Origin of the sequence: Erwinia sp. BNK-24-b, from assembly GCF_047456155.1 — a bacterium.
Lineage (GTDB): Bacteria > Pseudomonadota > Gammaproteobacteria > Enterobacterales > Enterobacteriaceae > Erwinia > Erwinia phyllosphaerae.
In genome coordinates this window covers 4699621-4719137 of sequence record NZ_CP179901.1, presented here as the reverse complement: position 1 = coordinate 4719137, position 19517 = coordinate 4699621, and the positions used below count along the sequence as shown (strand labels likewise).

The window sequence follows — 19517 nt, the reverse complement described above, 5'->3', positions numbered from 1 at the left end:
TCTATTTCCCTTTTAAAATTCTATCAGTGGCATTGAAAATCTTGAACATAATCTCTTTATGTTTTTCAGAAATCGTTTTCCTATTATATATCTCAGACATTTTCGAGGACTCAGACCATCCCATACAATATTTTCTAAAGGCATCTTGCTCATGACTGCTTAGTTGTGAGCTATTAGCCTCCTTTGAATAAAGGTAATTCCATGAATGTCTCAACCTGTGCCCAGATAGATTTGCTAATAAATTACTGCTCTTCTTAATGGTCGAAATTATTTTCTCGTATGCAGAAATACTGAGAGGGTCGCCTTCTGTATTTGAATTTCCATGAGTTACAAAAAGATAGCTATGCTTTTTCCGTTTAGTAGCAACATCTCTTTCATAGATCATATACTCATCAATTTCCATAGCTAACTCATCAGAAAGTTGAAGCACCCTTTCTTCTGTTTTAACAAGAGGTTGATAGATTCTTGAATCCTTTTTACAGTCATGTCGTCTCTTCACATACAATGTGTTTTCATGAGGATTTAAATCTTCCAGCTTTATGTTCAGCAGTTCGCCTGCTCTTAACCCCAGATTAATCAGAACTTTGAAGATAAGTTTATTTCTCCTTTGAACATTTTTAGAGAAAGGATTGAATTCACTGTCAATCTCTACAATTTTAAATAACTCAATTATCTGTGATTCATTGAGTGCTCTATCAGGTATTTCATTCAATTTAAGAGTTCGGACACTCCATTTACGAGATTCAATACTCTTGATGAAAGTATCTACTTCATTTTTTGCATTGATTTTTTTCGTCGAGTGCACAACTTCGCAAAGCCACTCAAGATATTTCGCAATGATATGCAACCTATAATTAAAAGTTCTCTTTGAGATAGATTTAATCTCCTTTTTATTAATCTCTTGGACTTTTCCATTATCAAATCTTTGATTCAAATATCTGGAGAGATTATCGATCTCAAATATGTTGAAGAATTCTTTATTTAATATTCTTTCATGTAAGTTAATATTGTTATTTTTGCAAAACTCATTAAATATTATTAGCTTTGTCGCGATCACTTCAATAGTTGAAACGGTATAACCCGGATTTCTTATGTTAGTAGTAAGGAATAGGTTTTCATAGTAAGCTGGAAGACCAGTTTCTCTATCAATTATAATGCAGTTCCGCTCTCCGCTTTCCATTACAAATTTCTTAATTTTATATTGCAATTTAATAACCCTCCGTAAATTTTACATTTGTTAATCATTCCGGCTTATCAATTAATTTATATATTTTAATTTTGCAATTTTATTTTTGATATTTTTGGGTTATTTATATATGATTTAATAACTTATAAAAATTTCTTTCACGTGAAAGAAACCAGTATGGCTAGTTAACTGTAGCCATACCCAATTCAAAGAGAAAAGCTAATAAAGCCTTATTACATAAGAAAAACAAACCGTCGCAAAAAACTTTGTAAACTATTTCGTTAAATATACTGTGTTTTTCAAATGCAAACTTTACAAAATCACTCGAATCATTAGATTCAAACTTTTTTAATTCCGAGACTTCTCAATTTGATCTAAAACCCATTGGTCAATTTCCGCTTCTACAAAAGCTATAGCCCTCGGTCCCATTTTGATAGGTTTAGGAAATGAATGACTTGAGATCAATAGATAAATCCAAGATTTTTTAAATCCGGTTTTTGATAACACTTCGGGCATTCTTATTAAGCGAATACTGGAGTTTTTCATGTTTGTTTCCTCACTGTTTCTCTGATGAACCAACAGTAACGGAAGTTTGTTTTAGAAAGGACAGACCTTAGTGATACTGGTAACTATCAATGTTACTTACAACCCAGTTTGATTTGTAACAGGCAGGATAAACTTCAAGAACTTCATCGTTACTGAAGTTCTTCTCTTTTTTGTGATTAGGTATACAGCAGGCATCAGTGAAATATGACAACTTATATATGCTTTAAGATAAGTTATTATTCCTTTATACCTTTGGAGAATGATATGTCTTTACAGAAAAGTGATTGGAAACATGAAGATAACAAGCATTATAAGGGACATTTGGACAGAATTTATGTTTCAAGAGAAGAAGAGTGGGAAGTAGGATATTTTGTTGATAAATACATAAAAGATAACGGGGCTAAGGTTACGGATGCGAACCGTGACATTGTAATGGCAGGAATAGCTAAATACACAGGTAAAGCTCCGATTAAAAGAGAAGATCTGACGAAGCATCTTGATGATAATGTAACTCTGAAATAGCTTTGATTTTTTGTCAGGCACCTTATCTTTAAGGTGCCTTTACTCAGTCACTAAGCTTCATAACATCTGAAACTTTCATATCTTTGAGATGAGGATTTTTGTTTAGGAAGTAATTGAATTGCCTGATAAAGTTTATCGTTGCCGCTTTGTTAGCCAGTGGACGGTCTGAATCGCGGATATGATTACTCAAGCGGGTTTCCTCCTCTTCATCTTCATCGGTATAGAGAAGACGAGATAACCTATCGTCAGAGATCCTCACCTTGTAGATTTTCGCCCACATTAAAATGTCGAGCATGGCCATGATTCGATAACTCACGAGTTTTTTGATTGTGCCATACCCAAACCGCACTACTCCTGACATATCCGGCTCAATACCTTTAATCTTTCTCCATTGTGGTAACGCCGTTTTTATAGCTTCAGCTATCTCTTCATCTGTTCCACTTGCCAGGTCCACTTCCAGCATCACTGTGCCCTTGGTCATACTCTCATCGAAGATGTCTGAGATGAAGGCTTCAGCATACTCTGGCACCATACGATAATGCTCTCCTCCATCCCATGAAAAGAGTCCTGCTACCATACTGTTGATGCCAAGCTGAGCAATCCTCTTGGTAGTCGTGAGATGGATGTGAGGAGGTTCGTAAAGGCGATCATCACGATCTGTGTATTGCAGTTGCCTTGAGTTATATAAAACGGGATTACCACTAAACACTTTGATGCCAAATTGTATAAGATCCCTTGCTTCCTCCTCTGTCGGCCAAGGTCTGTGCCAAATCGCTCTCGCCCACAGTTCATGGTAGTAGGCCTTAATGGTTAAGCCTGTGAAAACATGATAGTTTTCTATTGAGAACCACTCCTTAATTTCTTTTGTATGCTCTGTAGTCCAATTCTTCATAAACTCACCATGTTTTAATGATTGTTACTATAAAAATTCATATATGTGCTAAGAAAGAGTTTGTTTAAGCGGTCAATTTCTATTTACACTTTTTAATATAAACTATCATTCTTTAGTTACTTTATATACTATATACAAGGAAGCTTATGAACACTCGTAAAATCATTACTAAAATAGGGTTGATTGTAGCAATTATCTCTGGCCTTGCTACGATAGGAGGTTTTTTGAATGAAGTTACAAAACCTAAATCAGCATTAACAGCTATGCTTTATCAAGATAACTTTTACATCCCTCCACAATTCATAGATAACAATATTGAATATTTTAAAAAAATAGACCGGGATAAAATTTTTAACTCAATCGACAATGTAGACCTAAACGGCGATTTAGAACAAAAAAAACAGCTCACTAATACTTTAGTCTCAACTATGCGACTTCCGTTCTCTCCCCCTTTTGATCAAGGGCTTGAATCATATAAAACAAAAGTATTTATTTATATTAAAAATAATGGTGATGCTATCGCTAAAGATGTTTATGTTGATTATCCTGATAAAGTTTTATTGATGGTTGAAGATGACAAAGGTGATGAATCACATCCAGAAGCTCCGACTTCAAGATATAAGATACCTTCAATCAGACAAGGTGGACACTATAAAATATGGGCTTGGTCAAAATCAGATAATTTCAATAAATATAAAATAAAAATTGGTGATGAAAATCAAATAGCCAACCTCAAATTTGGAGAGTATTATTATGGAAAAACCGGAAGGCTTATAAGCTCGATTGAAGAAAATATAACTTCATTTATAATATCTTTCGGTTTAATTGTAATCAGCATGATTTATTTGATATTCATTATTGCATCTTCTCTGTTCAAAAGAAAATAACTTATATTTAAAATTACTTCAGGGGATAGAATCTCCTGAAGTAATTACTATTAGATTATTCCTTTAAAAGAAAATCCTCTAATTTTTTTCCGTTAGCTATAGCATGGGTTATACCTTTTGGAGTTCTTCCCTGACCAGTCCAAGTCTTCTCCATTCCTTTATCATCTATATATCTATACTTTGCTGGGCGAGCCTCACGAGTAAACTTAATTTTTTTATTTTGAGAAAATCTATTTAGAAGTTCCTGGGGATCAATGCCATCTTCAAGGAGCTGAGCATGGATAGCTTTAAGTTTGGCTTGTTTCTCTTCCTGTTCCTTACGAATATAATCTTGCTCATCGCGGAGTTCTTCTACAACTGTTGCGAGTTTCGCAAGCATCTCTTCAAGAAACTCTAATGGGGTTTCACGAGCTTGTGCCCGAAGAGTGCGTATGTTGTTGAGATTTCTCAGAGATTCACTCATGACTAATCATTCCTGTGATTAAAGATAAGATTGCTTCCGATATGACACATTCTCATTTTACACTACAACTTCAGCTAATATTCAAGCATCATAAAATCAAAACATAATTCGCAATGCCTGTTGTTCATTTAATTAGCTAAAATACCAAAGTTTTTTATGGTTTTGACTTATAGTCTTTAATCTAACTTATTGATTATACGTAAAATTCAATTCTTTAACTTCCAATTTCTCATCAGGAAGTTTATGATTATACGGCTCTGATTACATTATCACTTTCAATGATACCTTCTGTAAAAATGTAATGAGTGTGGATTTTCAGTCTGAATCATTTCACAAGGAAATTATTATGTCAGCATTGAAGTTCCCTTTTACCGTTTATCAGACACGGCACAGGTTTAATGATTACAGTACTGATGATATGAAGTGTGGAGATCTTAGTGAAAAGCAACTCAGAAGCGATTTGGGTTTGGATGATGTTTCTGATGTCGTTGACCCTTGGACTGGAAAAGAAGTATCTATATTCAACTCCTTCCGGGATACCCGTCCAAAATCCAGAATAGAAATGGCTGAACTTCTTTTCAATGAGTTTCTTCGTGTTTCTATGCCTGCATATTATCTTGGACAGCACCAAATATTCAACAATCTCGTAAAGCATCTTTACCACGGTAATGGGAAAAGTTATTCCAGCCCTTTTCTTGATAGTGCATATAAAAATCTAATTATTAGTGGGCAAACATCTCCGCTCTCACCACTTACAGTAATTAAGTCTTCATTAGATAAAATCATAGTTACTGGACAAAAAAGGTTATCAGATCCTTATATAGATTTAATAACACAAGCTATAAGAAATTCAATACTTCCTAAATTCAATAGATGGGCTGATAGTTTCAATGGATTAGGAATGTCGATACATGATATTCATGCTACAAATATACAGATAAATCAACTTGATATAACTGATAATGGTTATGTAGCAAAAATAACATTTACAGGGCAAGACCATTTCGGTCTCGATAAAACTGACATCATGAATCCTAAATTTCATTTTATCAGAGCCTTCCGTATTTGGTTTGTTCTTCAAAGATGGGAACAATTTGCTTTCAAGCCTTTTTTAACCAATATGAAAGCAGAGTTTGAAATTAATAGCAGGAGAAATTAATGAGAATCAAAAAGGTTATCGTTTTTATTGTAGCATTAGCAATGTTAGCATTATTTTATGTTAGCTTCTTTAATTCTCCAAAAGTGCTTGCAATTTACAGTTCTGATACGAAAAAAGATTTTTTAGTTAAAAACATTCCTTTTTCTGATAGTGATAAAATAAAATGGTGGGATAACAATGGAGTCAAAACCATTTCTTCTCATGAAACTTACAATGTTTCAGTTTGGAAATCTGATGGTAAGTATCAAAAGCTCGCTCCCAAGAACTCAGGTGCTTTTCCAGACCATGACACTGACTACTTACTGTGCTTTGATGACATGAAATCAGATGAGAATTGTATAGACAAGTCAAACTGGGTCATGGACATCACTAAAACCAAAGATGGATACACTTACTACCGACTTGATGGCGAGTCTTACTATCGAAAACCTTCTGGTGAACTGATCAAAGGTGAACGATTTACGACAACCATTAGACCTGTAAGATGATCAGATTGCCACTACAAAGTATACTGAAAAAATAATTAGTTATATGAAATTAACTTGATATTCATTTTTGATATATTAATACCTGACACTTTTTTTGGGGGGCATAGTGGGGGTTATTATGAGTTGATTCATATAATAAAACTTATAAGCATATGAATAAAATAAGTTTTTCCAATTCCTTTCATAAGTAGATTCAGAATATTGAGTAACGTTTCATATTATCGAAACTAATAGTGCAAACTTTTAGAGCTCGCTTTATAGCGAGCTTTTTATTTTTATACTGCAGCATTTGCAAAAAACCACAGGGAGTAGCTGTACAATATTTACACTATGACCGTTCATCACGTATTATTCCCTGTGAAAACCCTCACGGATGACTATACAAGGAATGTATGCCCATGACCGCTTTACAGTTTCCCGACACCGTATTCAAAACGCAAAAATGGATGGACGACTATGGTGCCAGCGATATGCGCTGCGGCGATTTGACCGAAACACAGTTAAAATCCCAGTACTGGCTGGATTACATTTCTGACCGGGTCGATCCCTGGACGCTTACCCGACGTTCTTCAATGGATCGTCCTCAGTCCATGTTTTGCTGCAACCAGCGCGGCAAGGGTGAGAAAATTACTCGTCAGCAGTGTGCCGCAATGCTGTTTGATGAATTCCGCTCGTTATCCCATAAATTTTCCCTTCACGGGCCATATAGTCACCTGATCGAAATGATGATCACCCATATGCAGAACGGTAACGGTACGCCCTTCCGCGATGTGTCGCTGGACCGGGCGCTGAAAGAGCGCATTCTTAATGACAGAAGCAAGAATGGTACGCTTTTAAGAATAAGGGATACACTTAAAAAATATATGATATGGGAAGAGAAGTGTTACCCGAAAAAAGATAAGGATGAATTGCGAAAAACCATTCTCGAAGGGAAGCTCCCAAAATTTGACCGCTTCCAGGATAACTTTAATGGTATGGGCATTACCGTTCATGATACCTGGGCAACACATATCACCTTAAAGTCACTGCATGTTGATAATGACTGCTATCGGGCAGTGATCCATTACAAAGTTCAGGACCATTTTGGTCTTGATAACGATGACATTCTGAAAAAAAAATTTAGCCAGTTCAATTTCTTCCGTATCTGGTTTGTACTCCAGAGATACAATAAATTTGGTTTCAAACCCTTTATAACCAACATGGAAGCCACTATTGAAATTACAGGGAATCGAGAATGAGAGTGATAAATAAGAAAGCCATTGCATTACTCTTTTTGAGTATATGCGCCCTCTCAGGCTACTGGCTTTGGCTATCATTACGCCCAGTGGAAATTGTCGCAGTCCACGACAATGGAAACCATAGCTATGTTTTAGTCAGAAATTTTCCATACACAGATAAAGGTAAAATAAACTGGTGGCTTGAAAATAAAAAGATGCTAAAAGAAAAATATGCCATCCCTAAACCATCATCTTCAGGCTATTTTACTATTGTTTTTTGGGATTTCGGTGAAGGCTATAAAGAACAAGGGAAACATGACAGGCTTTGTTTTGACGATATGAAAACGAAAGAAAATTGCATTGAAAAAGATGCTATTTTTTCTGTAGATAAAAGCAGAAACATGGGAGTAATGTTTACCTTATATGGTGGTGATAACTATCGCTTAGGTCATAATGGTGACATTATAAAAGCCTCATCCGATTAGAGTTAACTTTCATTACCGGAGGCCGTAGTGAAAGTTAACCTCAAAAGTATATAATGGAAAATATTGCATGGGAAGAAACGAAAAAATAATAAAACTTAAAGGTGAAGAGAACCGCTTTCGCTCGCATAGAGACAGTAATAAAATCATCTAATCTACCCAATTTTGCTCCGGCAAAGCGGGAGTAGTAAAGAGCAAAATGCAAAAGAGGCTATCCCGACGGAGAGAAAAGTGGTAACGCCTTACTGCCTGCCTCAACGCCTTCGATATTGGCGCGACAATAATGAGATACAGGTGCAGTCCATTGATGCAAAAGGCATTGCACAGGAAATCACTGTGAATCTTAAAGATGCCATAGGGCATATTGATGATGGACTGGGAACGTAGAGCCTCAATTATGTCCTCTGCTCAGGATTTGTAAAAATCATGGGTAATGGCTGTACAATATTTACACTATGACCGTTCATCACGTATCATTCCCTGTGAAAACCCTCACGGATGACTATACAAGGAATGTATACCCATGACCGCTTTACAGTTTCCCGACATCGTATTCAAAACGCAAAAATGGATGGACGACTATGGTGCCAGCGATATGCGCTGCGGCGATTTGACCGAAACACAGTTAAAATCCCAGTACCGGCTGGATTACATTTCTGACCGGGTCGATCCCTGGACGCTTACCCGACGTTCTTCAATGGATCGTCCTCAGTCCATGTTTTGCTGCAACCAGCGCGGCAAGGGTGAGAAGATTACCCGTCAGCAGTGTGCCGCAATGCTGTTTGATGAATTCCGCTCGTTATCCCATAAATTTTCCCTTCACGGGCCATACAGTCACCTGATCGAAAAGATGATCACCCATATGCAGAATGGTAACGGTACACCCTTCCGCGATGTGGCGCTGGACCGGGCGCTGAAAGAGCATATTATCAGGGATAACTCACAGGAAAATAGTACACGTCTGTTATTGAAAAGGGCTTTGAGTAACAATATAGACTGGCACAATAAATACTATCCGGCTGTGAAAAAAGGAAAATTATATGAGGTAATATCTTTTGGCAAGCTACCTAAATTTGACCGTTTCCAGGATAACTATAATGGCATGGGAATTACTGTTCATGATACCTGGGCAACATACATCACTATAAAATCGTTAGAAATTGATAATAGTGGTTATCGGGCAGTAGTACATTATAAGGTGCAAGATCACTTTGGCCTGGACAGTGAAGATATACTGAAAACAAAATTCCACCAGTTTCATTTCTTTCGTATCTGGTTTGTTCTCCAGAGATACAATCAGTTTGGCTTCAAGCCATTTATAACCAATATGGAAGCCACTATAGAGATTACCGGGAGCCGTGATGAAAGCTAGTCTCAAAAAAATCCTGTTGATCCTTGCTGTGATTATTACTATTTTAACAGGTTACTTTTTCTGGTTAACCTTACGTCCGGTTGAAATTGTTGCAATTCATCACAGAAGTAGCGGCTTCAGTGCTGTTTTAGTAAAAAACTTTCCTTTAACGGATAAAGGAAAAATTAACTGGTGGTTGAAAAACAGTAAAAGCATCGAGAAAAAATACCAAATCCCTACTCCTGATAAAGATGGCTCTTTCTATCTGACTTTTTGGTTGTTCGGAGAAGGTTATAAAGCAGAAGGTAAATATGACAGATTATGTTTTAAAGACATGCAGCCACCGATAAATTGCATAGAAAAAAACAGAGTATTTTCCGTAGAGACAGGCCAAAGAGGTAATATTTTCTTCACTGTGAAAGATGCAGTATATCGTATGGGAAAGAACGGGGAAATAATAAAAATTAAAAATGAATAATTCTGCACCTCACGCCAGGACAGCAATAAAATTGTCTGCCCTACCCGCTTGTACCAGCCATGTCAGTTGACTCAAAAACCATTACCCGACTTTGCAAAACAGGACGATTTTTATTAGCCCTGAGCCGAAAGCGAAATCTCTGCGAAGGATTGGCCATACTGCAGGGTGTCAGTCGATGAATATCATGCAGTATGTCAGTTGATGAATATCGGCTCACCCGTCAGCACATTTTAAGTCGTAAAGGACGAAGTAAACAAAGAGGGATAGGCTTATCCGCTTTGCCAGGCTAAAATGCCCCCTTTCTTTCTATGGATTATTTTAAGGTCTTTTATGCAAACTTTACCTCCCTGCCCAGAATGCCAGTCTGATTACACCTGGCAAGACGGCGCGATGTTTAACTGTCCCGAATGCGGCCACGTCTGGTCTGCCAGTGCAGAAACGCCGTCAGAAGACACACTGGTAGTAAAAGATGCGAACGGCAATTTGCTGGTCGATGGCGACAGCGTTACCGTTATCAAAGATCTTAAAGTCAAAGGTAGCTCTACGCCGCTTAAAATTGGCACTCGCGTGAAAAGCATTCGCCTGGTCGAAGGCGATCACAACATTGACTGCAAGATAGACGGCTTTGGCTCCATGAAGCTGAAATCTGAGTTCGTGAAGAAAAACTGATCTTTGCTTTTGTACCCGGCCCAGCCGCTATTTCCACGCTCAGTTAAACTCTGCCGCTTGTTCAGCCGTAATAAGCGTCAGTTTTTCCAGCTGTATCGCGATGGAACGAGGCGTTCTTTCGCATAACGCGGCCAGTTCGCCAATTGAGCAGCCCTGTCTAAAATGGACCACCAGCGTTTGCTTCTCTTCTTCTGACCAGGGCAGATAAGCGTTGGCGGGCTTGCCCTCTGCGCGGTTTTTCTCCCGGCGCTCATCGGGGGTTAGCTTTACTCTGGCATGTCGTTTGACTGAATTAAAATTGGTGCCTTTAAATTCTTCCGCCAGCGCAAACAGCAGTCTGATTGCGTCAGGCGTGTGTACAATAGAGTGTGGCGGTAAGAGTTCGCCCGTTTCCGGATGTATCCCTTTTGCCAGTAGCCGAAACAGTTCTCCTGCCATCATATTTCTCATCCTTGTTAACAGGGCATCTCCCTGCATCCGATACCGGGTTTACCATGAATATTTCTGTTGATCGGGCTCGAATAAATTAAGCCAGCTTTAAAGACGTGATATTTATAAACCTTTAAAATCAACATGATATAAAATAATCTTTCATGGGGATTTGATTGGTGAATTAATTTAACTCATGTAATCATCTGTTTTTAGAAAATTTCAGTCGTCAACTTCTGAGCAATCCTTCAGGCTTGCCGCCGATTATTCAGGAGCAAGTTATGTTACTTACCGTTTTCTATCTCATTGGTATTACCGCAGAAGCAATGACCGGCGCACTGGCCGCAGGCCGCCGCAAGATGGATATGTTTGGCGTCATTATTATTGCCTCCGTGACCGCCATCGGCGGCGGCTCCGTACGCGATATGCTGCTTGGACACTATCCCCTTGGCTGGGTAAAGCATCCTGAATACATCGTTATTGTGGCAGTAGCTGCCGTCATTACGACCCAGCTTGCGCCTTTAATGCCGCACCTGCGTAAAGTGTTTCTGGTGCTGGACGCACTGGGCCTGGCCGTTTTCTCTATTATTGGCACTAAGGTCGCGCTGGACATGGGTCACGCTTCGATTATTGCCGCGATTAGCGCGGTCATCACCGGCGTGTTTGGCGGCGTACTGCGCGATATGTTCTGTAATCGCATTCCTCTGGTGTTTCAGAAGGAGCTGTACGCGGGTATCGCCTTTGCTTCCGGCTGGCTCTATATCTTGCTGTTGAAAACACCGCTTTCTGACGAAATGGCGATTATTATCACCCTGCTGTTTGGTTTTATTGCCCGCCTGCTGGCGCTGCGTTTTCGGCTGGGGCTGCCCGTGTTTAACTACCCGCATGCCGATAACTGAATTTTTCATCACTTTGCTTCCTGCAGCTGCGAGATAAGCTGCAAAACCTGAGGGTGATGAAGGAAGCGAACAATCTGTCCCGCCAGCGCTTTGCCCGTACCGGGCAACTGTTGCCAGGCTGACTCTTTGCGTAACAGCAGCGACTGCCAGTCGTTATCTGTTATTGCATTAAGCGCGCTTTGCGGAATCGGCACGCCCAGCGCCCTGACCCAGCGCCGGAACGGCTGCTGCTGGCTCAGGGAAAACTGATGATAGAGCAACGCCGCGCGAGCCGGCGTTATGCCTGCCATTTTGCTCAGTTTTTCATGCGTAAGCATCAGCCACGAAAAGATATGGGTTAATTCCCCCGTCTGCATAAGCCGTAGCCAACTGCTGCGACTGATCCCCTGCATAGCCAGCGCCGACTTACTGCTTAGCCAGACCAGCCGGGCCAGAAACTGCTCGCGGCAGGCAGGCGTATAGTAAAAACAGCTTAAGGCGTTAAAAGCCGCAGCATCCGGCACCCGAGGACGCTCCCGCACCTTTACTCTCCAGGTAACTTCGTCAAGCCTGGGGATACCCTGACCCGCCAGGCTAATAGCAACCTGATCGCCCGGCACAATATCAGCGGCCTGCCAGCGTTTAAGCGAGCCGATACTGACCCGACTAACTTTTTTATCATCCAGCTGCACCGGAACCAGATTTAATACCGCACTGATTCTTCCCGTGCGGCCAATGGGAAAGTCTACTGAGCGCACCTCCGCGCTGGCCTTTACCGGCGAATATTTCCAGGCTGCGGACCAGCTATTGTCCCCTGGCAACCACCAGGCACCTTTTACTGGCGTACTATGAATAACCACGCCGTCCGTGACAAAGGGCAAAGGCTCTCTGAACCAGCGCTCGCGCCAGCCTGCAACGTCGTCAGCGGTTGTTACTCTTTTACTCCACCGTTTTGCCAAACCGAAACCGAAGCTATCCAATAGCTCAAGGCGCTGCGACATTTCCTGCGGGCCATCGGGCCAGGCCCAGATAAAGATGCCCAGATCTTTCAGGACGGGCGAGACGTCGTTACGCCGCATCGCGCCAGCTACGACAGAGCGCGCGTTGACCCCGCCCTTAACCGCCTGTTGATGATCGGTCATCTTCAGGAAAAGCTCGCCCTGTAAGATTACAGAAGCATCGGGATGGGAAATGTAGTGTGGGATGGCGGGAATATTCCTCGCTTTTTCCGTCCAGTCTTCACCCCGCACGCCGTCCCCCCGGCTAATAACCTTAGCCAGCTTTCCCTGCTGGTAGTGCAGCGTCGCGGCGATGCCGTCCAGCTTCGGCTGCACCCAGAGCGGATTTTTCCCCTTCATCCAGCGGGCAACAGCCAGCTTGTCCGGCAATTTTTTGACGCCCACATGAGCAACCGGATGCAGCGTTTTTCCTCCTTTGGCTAACCTGGGCAGACGAGCCTGGCTTTGCGGGCGGAAACAGTGCTGCCAGTCATGGTATTTTTTTTCCAGCGCGTCGTAGCGTTCGTCAGGTACTGCGCTGACTCCCTGCCGGTAATAAGCGAGGTCCCACTCTTGCAGCTGTTTTTCCAGCGCCATCATTTCCGCCTGCGCCCGAGCCGCTGGCCAGGCCGGACAAACCGCCTGCGCAGCGGCGCACCAGGCCAGGCCGAGTAAAATCAATATCCTGCGCATCTTCACACTCCTTTGTCGTTCTGCCCGACAAAGTTAAGCGCGAAAAAGTAACGGTGGCGATAGCAAGAATTTGCTTCTGGAAGACATCTCGATAAGTTATTTGCCTAACATGAAACGCTACAAAGTTACCGCGAGCTGGCTTCCATATTCCGAGAAAAAATGCCCCGGACGTGCTGAAACGCTGCATCCTGCACGTCACCCGTGTATACTGTGCAGGAAGTAGACTCCGATTGGCATATCAAGAATAATCATGGCTCAAGGCACACTCTTTATTGTTTCAGCGCCCAGCGGTGCAGGCAAATCCAGCCTGATTCACGCCCTGTTAAAGACGCAACCGCTGTACGACACCCAGGTTTCCGTCTCTCACACCACCAGAGGCGTACGGCCTGGCGAAAATCATGGTGAACACTATTTCTTTGTTAACCATGATGAATTTCGGCAGATGATTGCGGAAGACGCCTTCCTGGAACACGCTGAAGTTTTCGGCAACTACTACGGCACATCTCGTAAAGCGATTGAGCAGGTGCTTTCAACCGGCGTAGACGTCTTTTTGGATATCGACTGGCAGGGTGCGCAGCAGATCCGCCAGAAGATGCCGCAGTCGCGCAGTATTTTTGTCCTGCCGCCGTCAAAGGACGAGCTGGATCGCCGTCTGCGCGGCCGTGGTCAGGACAGTGAAGAGGTGATCACCCGCCGTATGGCGCAGGCCGTGGCGGAAATGAGCCACTATGCCGAGTACGATTACCTTATTGTGAACGATGATTTCGATCTGGCGCTGTCCGATCTGAAAACCATTATTCGCGCCGAGCGTCTGCGAATGGGCCGTCAAAAATCCCGTCATGATGCTTTAATCAGCAAACTGTTGGCAGACTGAGGACAACTCAGTATGATGCCCAGTCATTTCGTCAACCGTGGAGTATCACACTTATGGCACGCGTAACCGTACAGGACGCAGTAGAAAAAATTGGTAACCGTTTTGATCTGGTTCTGGTCGCCGCTCGTCGCGCACGTCAGATGCAGGTTGGCGGTAAAGATCCGCTGGTTCCGGAAGAGAACGACAAATCTACCGTAATCGCTCTGCGCGAGATCGAAGAAGGTCTGATCACCAACCAGATTCTGGATGTGCGTGATCGTCAGGAACAGCAGGAGCAGGAAGCCGCAGAACTGCAGGCTGTTACCGCTATCGCTGAAGGTCGTCGTTAATTATCAGCCGGAAGGCTCGCCCTTGTATCTGTTTGAAAGTCTCAATCAACTGATTGAAAAATACTTGCCTGAGGATCAGATCAAACGCCTCAAGCAAGCTTACCTTGTCGCACGTGATGCTCACGAGGGACAGACTCGCTCCAGCGGTGAGCCTTACATTACCCATCCGGTTGCTGTCGCCTGCATTCTGGCGGAAATGAAGCTCGACCATGAAACGCTAATGGCCGCGCTTCTGCACGATGTTATTGAGGATACGCCTGCAACCTACCAGGATATGGAGCAGCTGTTTGGTAAAAACGTTGCTGAACTGGTTGAAGGGGTGTCCAAGCTCGACAAGCTGAAGTTTCGCGATAAGAAAGAGGCCCAGGCCGAAAACTTTCGCAAGATGATCATGGCGATGGTGCAGGATATCCGCGTCATTTTGATCAAGCTGGCGGACCGTACGCACAACATGCGTACGCTTGGCTCGCTGCGTCCGGACAAGCGCCGGCGCATCGCGCTCGAAACGCTGGAGATTTACAGCCCGCTGGCGCATCGCCTGGGCATCCATCATTTAAAGACCGAGCTGGAAGAGCTGGGTTTTGAAGCGCTCTACCCTAACCGCTACCGCGTCATTAAAGAGGTAGTGAAGGCCGCGCGCGGCAACCGTAAAGAGATGATCCAGAAAATCCTCTCGGAAATCGACGGTCGCCTGCAGGAAGCCGGCATCCCGTGTCGCGTGAGCGGCAGGGAAAAACACCTTTATTCCATCTACTGCAAAATGCACCTGAAAGAGCAGCGTTTCCATTCCATTATGGATATCTATGCGTTTCGGGTCATCGTGCATGACGTCGATACCTGCTACCGCGTGCTGGGACAGATGCACAGCCTTTACAAGCCACGTCCGGGCCGCGTCAAAGACTATATCGCTATTCCCAAGGCCAACGGCTATCAGTCGCTGCATACCTCTATGATCGGCCCGCACGGCGTGCCGGTTGAGGTACAGATCCGTACGGAAGATATGGATCAGATGGCAGAGATGGGGGTGGCGGCGCACTGGGCTTATAAAGAGCAGGGTGAAAGCAGCACCACCGCGCAAATCCGCGCGCAGCGCTGGTTACAGAGCCTGCTGGAACTGCAGCAGAGCGCCGGTAGCTCTTTTGAATTCATCGAAAGCGTCAAGTCGGATCTTTTCCCCGACGAAATCTACGTTTTCACCCCCGAAGGCCGCATTGTTGAACTGCCTGCGGGCGCAACGCCGGTCGACTTTGCCTATGCCGTGCATACCGATATTGGCCATGCCTGTGTCGGCGCGCGCGTCGATCGTCAGCCTTATCCGCTTTCCCAGCCCTTAACCAGCGGGCAAACCGTAGAAATTATTACGGCACCGGGCGCGCGGCCTAACGCTGCCTGGCTAAATTTTGTCGTCAGCTCAAAAGCACGCGCAAAAATTCGTCAGCTGTTAAAAAGCCTCAAGCGCGACGATTCCGTCAGCCTGGGACGCCGCCTGCTGAACCATGCGCTGGGCGGTAGCCGCAAGCTGGCAGAAATTCCTGCGGAAAGCCTGCAGCACGAGCTGGAACGCATGAAGCTGGCCACGCTGGACGATCTGCTGGCGGAAATTGGTTTAGGCAACGCGATGAGCGTAGTCGTGGCGAAAAACCTGCAGCAGAGCGACAGCAGGCCCGCCCCGGTTATTTCTAATACCTCATCACGCGGCAAGCTACCGATTAAAGGTGCCGACGGCGTGCTGATTACCTTTGCCAAATGCTGCCGCCCTATTCCTGGCGATCCTATCGTGGCGCATGTCAGTCCGGGCAAAGGCCTGGTGGTGCACCATGAGTCCTGCCGAAATATTCGTGGCTATCAGAAAGAGCCAGAGAAATTTATGGCGGTAGAGTGGGATAAGGTCACCGAGCAGGAGTTTGTTGCGGAGATCAAGGTGGATATGTTTAACCACCAGGGCGCGCTGGCGAACCTGACGGCGGCAATTAACACCGCCGGGTCAAATATTCAGAGCCTGAACACGGAAGAGAAAGATGGCCGCGTCTACTGCGCCTTTATCCGACTGACGGCGCGCGATCGCGTTCATCTGGCGAATATTATGCGCAAAATTCGCGTAATGCCTGACGTGATCAAAGTTCACCGCAACAGAAACTAACGTATGAATGCACAACGTTTTGCCCGTATCCGTGAAATGCTGGCCGCGCGCCAGCATGATTTAACCGTCTGCATGGAGCAGGTACACAAACCACATAACGTTTCTGCCGTGATCCGTACGGCAGATGCGGTGGGCGTGCACGAAGTTCATGCGGTCTGGCCCGGTAGCCGGATGCGTACGATGGTGTCTTCTGCGGCGGGCAGCAACAGCTGGGTGCAGGTTAAAACGCATCCGACTATTGCCGATGCCGTCAGCCATCTTAAGGGCCAGGGCATGCAGATCCTGGCGACGCATCTTTCCGATAAGGCGGTCGATTTCCGCGAAATTGATTATACCCGGCCAACCTGCATATTGATGGGTCAGGAAAAAACCGGCATTACGCAACAGGCGCTCGACCTGGCCGATCGGGACATTGTCATCCCTATGATCGGTATGGTGCAGTCGCTTAACGTTTCGGTTGCCTCGGCGCTTATCCTCTACGAGGCGCAGCGCCAGCGCCAGAACGCAGGTATGTATCAGCGCCAGGAAAGCCTGCTTTCATACAGCGAGCAGCAGCGCCTGCTGTTTGAGGGCGGTTACCCCGTTCTTGCCAGAGTGGCTAAACATAAAGGCCTGCCCCGGCCCCGGATTGGCGAAACGGGCGAAGTGATTGCTCCGCCCGAATGGTGGGCGATGATGCAGGCTTCGGTGCGTAAAAAATGACTGGCCGCCTGCTGGATGCCATCCCGCTAAACACGCTGTCCGGCGTTGGCGCAAGCCAGGCGGGCAAGCTGGCGAAGCTCGGGCTGGCAACCGTGCAGGATTTGCTGCTGCATTTGCCGCTTCGTTACGAAGACCGCACCCAGCTTTACGCTATCAACGATCTTTTGCCCGATATCTACGCCACGGTAGAAGGCGAAGTGCTGCACAGCGATATCTCTTTTGGCCGCCGCCGCATGCTGACCTGTCAGATCAGCGACGGCACGGGCATCCTCACGCTACGCTTTTTCAATTTTAACGCCGGGATGAAAAACAGCCTGGCGCCCGGTCGCCGCGTGACCGCCTATGGCGAAATTAAACGCGGGCAGCGCGGTGCCGAAATCATTCATCCGGAATATCGCGTTCAGGGCGATAACAGCGTGGTGGAACTGCAGGAAACGCTGACGCCGGTTTACTCCACGACCGAAGGCGTGCGCCAGGCTACGCTGCGCAACCTGACCGATCAGGCGCTTAAGCTGCTGGATACCTGTGCCATTGCCGAACTGCTGCCGCCGGAATTAAGCCAGGGCATGATTAGCCTGCCGGATGCGCTCAAAATGCTGCACAGGCCGCCGCCCGATATTGCGCTGGCCGACCTCGAAAGCGGTAAACATCCCGCCCAGCGCCGACTGATCATGGAAGAACTGCTGGCGCATAATCTCAGCATGCTGGCCGTTCGCGCTGGTGCACAGCGTTACCGCGCTTTATCCATGCCGGCTCGTCACGATCTGAGTAATAAATTATTGGCCGCTTTGCCTTTTAAACCAACCGGTGCTCAGGCGCGGGTGGTGAAGGAAATCGAGCAGGATCTGGCGCTGGATTATCCGATGATGCGGCTGGTTCAGGGAGACGTCGGCTCGGGTAAAACGCTGGTTGCTGCACTGACGGCGCTTAACGTCATCGCCTGGGGTAAACAGGTTGCGCTGATGGCACCAACCGAACTGCTGGCTGAACAGCATGCCAACAACTTCCGCCTGTGGTTTGCGCCGCTGGGCATTGAAGTTGGCTGGCTGGCGGGCAAGCAGAAAGGCAAAGCGCGTCTGGCGCAGCAGAACGCTATCGCCAGCGGCCAGGTTTCGATGATCGTCGGCACCCATGCCATTTTTCAGGAGCAGGTGCAGTTTAACGGCCTGGCGCTGGTGATTATCGATGAGCAGCATCGCTTTGGCGTCCACCAGCGGCTGGCGCTGTGGGAAAAAGGCGAGGAGCAAGGTTTCCATCCCCATCAGTTGATTATGACCGCTACGCCCATTCCAAGGACGCTGGCCATGACCGCCTATGCCGATCTGGAAACGTCGACTATTGATGAGCTGCCGCCGGGCCGAACGCCGGTAACTACCGTCGCCATTCCCGACACGCGCCGCGCCGACATTATTACGCGCGTGAAAAACGCCTGTAGGGATGAAGGTCGCCAGGCCTATTGGGTCTGTACGCTGATTGAAGAATCAGAACAGCTCGAAGCGCAGGCCGCCGAAGCCACGTGGGAAGAGCTAAAGCTGGCGCTGCCTGAGCTACAGGTAGGGCTGGTACATGGCCGTATGAAACCTGCTGAAAAACAGGCGGTAATGCAGGCGTTTAAGCAGGGAGAAATTCATCTGCTGGTTGCCACCACGGTTATTGAAGTGGGTGTGGATGTGCCGAACGCCAGCCTGATGATTATCGAGAACCCTGAGCGTCTGGGTCTGGCCCAGCTGCACCAGCTGCGTGGCCGCGTAGGGCGAGGCTCGGTCGCCTCCCACTGCGTCTTGCTCTATAAAGCGCCGCTAAGTAAAACGGCGCAGAAGCGTTTACAGGTGTTGCGCGATAGCAACGACGGCTTTGTGATTGCCCAGTGCGATCTGGAAATTCGCGGCCCTGGTGAGCTGCTGGGCACCCGCCAGACGGGAAACGCCGAATTTAAAGTTGCCGATTTGGTGCGTGACGGCGCGATGATCCCGGAAGTTCAGCGGGTTGCACGCCATATCCACCAGCGCTATCCGGCGCAGGCTCAGGCGTTAATTGAGCGCTGGATGCCGGAAACGCAGCGCTATACGAATGCCTGAATCATCATCGCTCGCCGTACCATACTCCTGAAACCAGACGGCGATCCTGTGCCGAT

Annotated in this window: 21 protein-coding genes; 15 read left to right on the top strand and 6 right to left on the bottom strand. The window is 45.6% G+C overall.

What is annotated here, in order from left to right; all coding sequences use genetic code 11:
* Nucleotide 1: 1 nt before the first annotated feature.
* Together ACMGGR_RS21650 and ACMGGR_RS21645 are read right to left on the bottom strand one after the other, a co-directional pair.
* A complete protein-coding gene (locus tag ACMGGR_RS21650; protein WP_414147844.1) occupies nucleotides 2-1207 on the bottom strand; it encodes a tyrosine-type recombinase/integrase in 1206 nt (401 codons plus the stop codon).
* A 327-nt stretch (nucleotides 1208-1534) separates the two neighbouring features.
* On the bottom strand, nucleotides 1535-1732 hold the full coding sequence (locus tag ACMGGR_RS21645) for a helix-turn-helix transcriptional regulator (protein WP_414147843.1): 198 nt from the start codon (nucleotides 1730-1732) through the stop codon (nucleotides 1535-1537).
* 264 nt (nucleotides 1733-1996) lie between these two features.
* On the opposite strand from ACMGGR_RS21645, the gene ACMGGR_RS21640 reads away from it, so the two are divergent.
* Nucleotides 1997-2254: a hypothetical protein gene (locus ACMGGR_RS21640; RefSeq protein ID WP_414147842.1), complete on the top strand. Its 258-nt coding sequence runs from the start codon at nucleotides 1997-1999 to the stop codon at nucleotides 2252-2254.
* 43 nt (nucleotides 2255-2297) lie between these two features.
* Here ACMGGR_RS21640 and ACMGGR_RS21635 read toward each other — a convergent pair whose 3' ends face one another.
* On the bottom strand, nucleotides 2298-3146 hold the full coding sequence (locus ACMGGR_RS21635; protein ID WP_414147841.1) for a DUF6387 family protein: 849 nt from the start codon (nucleotides 3144-3146) through the stop codon (nucleotides 2298-2300).
* Between the two features lie 146 nt (nucleotides 3147-3292).
* On the opposite strand from ACMGGR_RS21635, the gene ACMGGR_RS21630 reads away from it, so the two are divergent.
* Entirely contained in the window at nucleotides 3293-4033 is a 741-nt protein-coding gene (locus ACMGGR_RS21630; protein ID WP_414147840.1) for a hypothetical protein, read from the top strand.
* A 55-nt stretch (nucleotides 4034-4088) separates the two neighbouring features.
* Here the strand turns inward: ACMGGR_RS21630 and ACMGGR_RS21625 are convergent, their stop codons facing one another.
* Nucleotides 4089-4496 carry an H-NS family nucleoid-associated regulatory protein gene (locus tag ACMGGR_RS21625; protein WP_414147839.1) on the bottom strand — a complete coding sequence of 136 codons (408 nt, stop codon included), beginning with the start codon at nucleotides 4494-4496 and terminating at the stop codon, nucleotides 4089-4091.
* A gap of 346 nt (nucleotides 4497-4842) precedes the next feature.
* Here ACMGGR_RS21625 and ACMGGR_RS21620 point away from each other — a divergent pair, with 346 nt between their 5' ends.
* The 7 genes from ACMGGR_RS21620 (at nucleotide 4843) to ACMGGR_RS21590 (ending at nucleotide 10340) form a co-directional block, all read left to right on the top strand.
* Nucleotides 4843-5655 carry a DUF3289 family protein gene (locus tag ACMGGR_RS21620; RefSeq protein ID WP_414147838.1) on the top strand — a complete coding sequence of 271 codons (813 nt, stop codon included), beginning with the start codon at nucleotides 4843-4845 and terminating at the stop codon, nucleotides 5653-5655.
* Nucleotides 5655-6143 carry a DUF943 family protein gene (locus tag ACMGGR_RS21615; RefSeq protein ID WP_414147837.1) on the top strand — a complete coding sequence of 163 codons (489 nt, stop codon included), beginning with the start codon at nucleotides 5655-5657 and terminating at the stop codon, nucleotides 6141-6143. Before ACMGGR_RS21620 ends, ACMGGR_RS21615 begins: the two co-directional genes overlap by 1 nt.
* 398 nt (nucleotides 6144-6541) lie before the next feature.
* A complete protein-coding gene (locus ACMGGR_RS21610; protein WP_414147836.1) occupies nucleotides 6542-7381 on the top strand; it encodes a YPO3983 family protein in 840 nt (279 codons plus the stop codon).
* On the top strand, nucleotides 7378-7845 hold the full coding sequence (locus ACMGGR_RS21605; RefSeq protein ID WP_414147835.1) for a DUF943 family protein: 468 nt from the start codon (nucleotides 7378-7380) through the stop codon (nucleotides 7843-7845). Before ACMGGR_RS21610 ends, ACMGGR_RS21605 begins: the two co-directional genes overlap by 4 nt.
* 520 nt (nucleotides 7846-8365) lie before the next feature.
* Nucleotides 8366-9214: a YPO3983 family protein gene (locus ACMGGR_RS21600; RefSeq protein ID WP_414147834.1), complete on the top strand. Its 849-nt coding sequence runs from the start codon at nucleotides 8366-8368 to the stop codon at nucleotides 9212-9214.
* Nucleotides 9204-9671: a DUF943 family protein gene (locus ACMGGR_RS21595; protein ID WP_414147833.1), complete on the top strand. Its 468-nt coding sequence runs from the start codon at nucleotides 9204-9206 to the stop codon at nucleotides 9669-9671. The genes ACMGGR_RS21600 and ACMGGR_RS21595 overlap by 11 nt, the downstream gene beginning before the upstream one ends.
* Nucleotides 9672-10001: 330 nt before the next feature.
* Entirely contained in the window at nucleotides 10002-10340 is a 339-nt protein-coding gene (locus ACMGGR_RS21590; protein ID WP_414147832.1) for a zinc ribbon domain-containing protein YjdM, read from the top strand.
* A gap of 39 nt (nucleotides 10341-10379) precedes the next feature.
* Here the strand turns inward: ACMGGR_RS21590 and ACMGGR_RS21585 are convergent, their stop codons facing one another.
* On the bottom strand, nucleotides 10380-10781 hold the full coding sequence (locus ACMGGR_RS21585) for a hypothetical protein (protein WP_246761659.1): 402 nt from the start codon (nucleotides 10779-10781) through the stop codon (nucleotides 10380-10382).
* A gap of 269 nt (nucleotides 10782-11050) precedes the next feature.
* Between ACMGGR_RS21585 and ACMGGR_RS21580 the strand changes: the two genes are divergently transcribed.
* The gene (locus tag ACMGGR_RS21580; protein WP_246761660.1) at nucleotides 11051-11668 is read left to right on the top strand and encodes a trimeric intracellular cation channel family protein; all 618 of its coding nucleotides are present in this window, start codon (nucleotides 11051-11053) and stop codon (nucleotides 11666-11668) included.
* A gap of 8 nt (nucleotides 11669-11676) precedes the next feature.
* On the opposite strand, the gene ligB is transcribed toward ACMGGR_RS21580, so the two are convergent.
* Complete coding sequence (gene ligB, locus ACMGGR_RS21575; RefSeq protein ID WP_414147831.1) at nucleotides 11677-13338, bottom strand: NAD-dependent DNA ligase LigB; 1662 nt, start codon at nucleotides 13336-13338, stop codon at nucleotides 11677-11679.
* A 250-nt stretch (nucleotides 13339-13588) separates the two neighbouring features.
* Between ligB and gmk the strand changes: the two genes are divergently transcribed.
* Genes gmk through recG form a run of 5 tightly spaced genes read left to right on the top strand, consistent with a single transcriptional unit; the run spans nucleotide 13589 to nucleotide 19461 of the window.
* Nucleotides 13589-14212, top strand: coding sequence for a guanylate kinase (gmk, locus tag ACMGGR_RS21570; protein WP_246761664.1), 624 nt, complete (start codon nucleotides 13589-13591; stop codon nucleotides 14210-14212).
* A gap of 53 nt (nucleotides 14213-14265) precedes the next feature.
* Complete coding sequence (gene rpoZ / locus ACMGGR_RS21565) at nucleotides 14266-14541, top strand: DNA-directed RNA polymerase subunit omega (RefSeq protein ID WP_016191359.1); 276 nt, start codon at nucleotides 14266-14268, stop codon at nucleotides 14539-14541.
* A gap of 22 nt (nucleotides 14542-14563) precedes the next feature.
* Nucleotides 14564-16681 (top strand): bifunctional GTP diphosphokinase/guanosine-3',5'-bis pyrophosphate 3'-pyrophosphohydrolase, encoded by a 2118-nt coding sequence (gene spoT, locus ACMGGR_RS21560; RefSeq protein ID WP_246761666.1) that lies wholly within the window; start codon nucleotides 14564-14566, stop codon nucleotides 16679-16681.
* 3 nt (nucleotides 16682-16684) lie between these two features.
* Complete coding sequence (gene trmH / locus ACMGGR_RS21555) at nucleotides 16685-17383, top strand: tRNA (guanosine(18)-2'-O)-methyltransferase TrmH (RefSeq protein ID WP_414147830.1); 699 nt, start codon at nucleotides 16685-16687, stop codon at nucleotides 17381-17383.
* On the top strand, nucleotides 17380-19461 hold the full coding sequence (gene recG / locus ACMGGR_RS21550) for an ATP-dependent DNA helicase RecG (RefSeq protein ID WP_414147829.1): 2082 nt from the start codon (nucleotides 17380-17382) through the stop codon (nucleotides 19459-19461). The genes trmH and recG overlap by 4 nt, the downstream gene beginning before the upstream one ends.
* Nucleotides 19462-19517 lie beyond the last annotated feature (56 nt).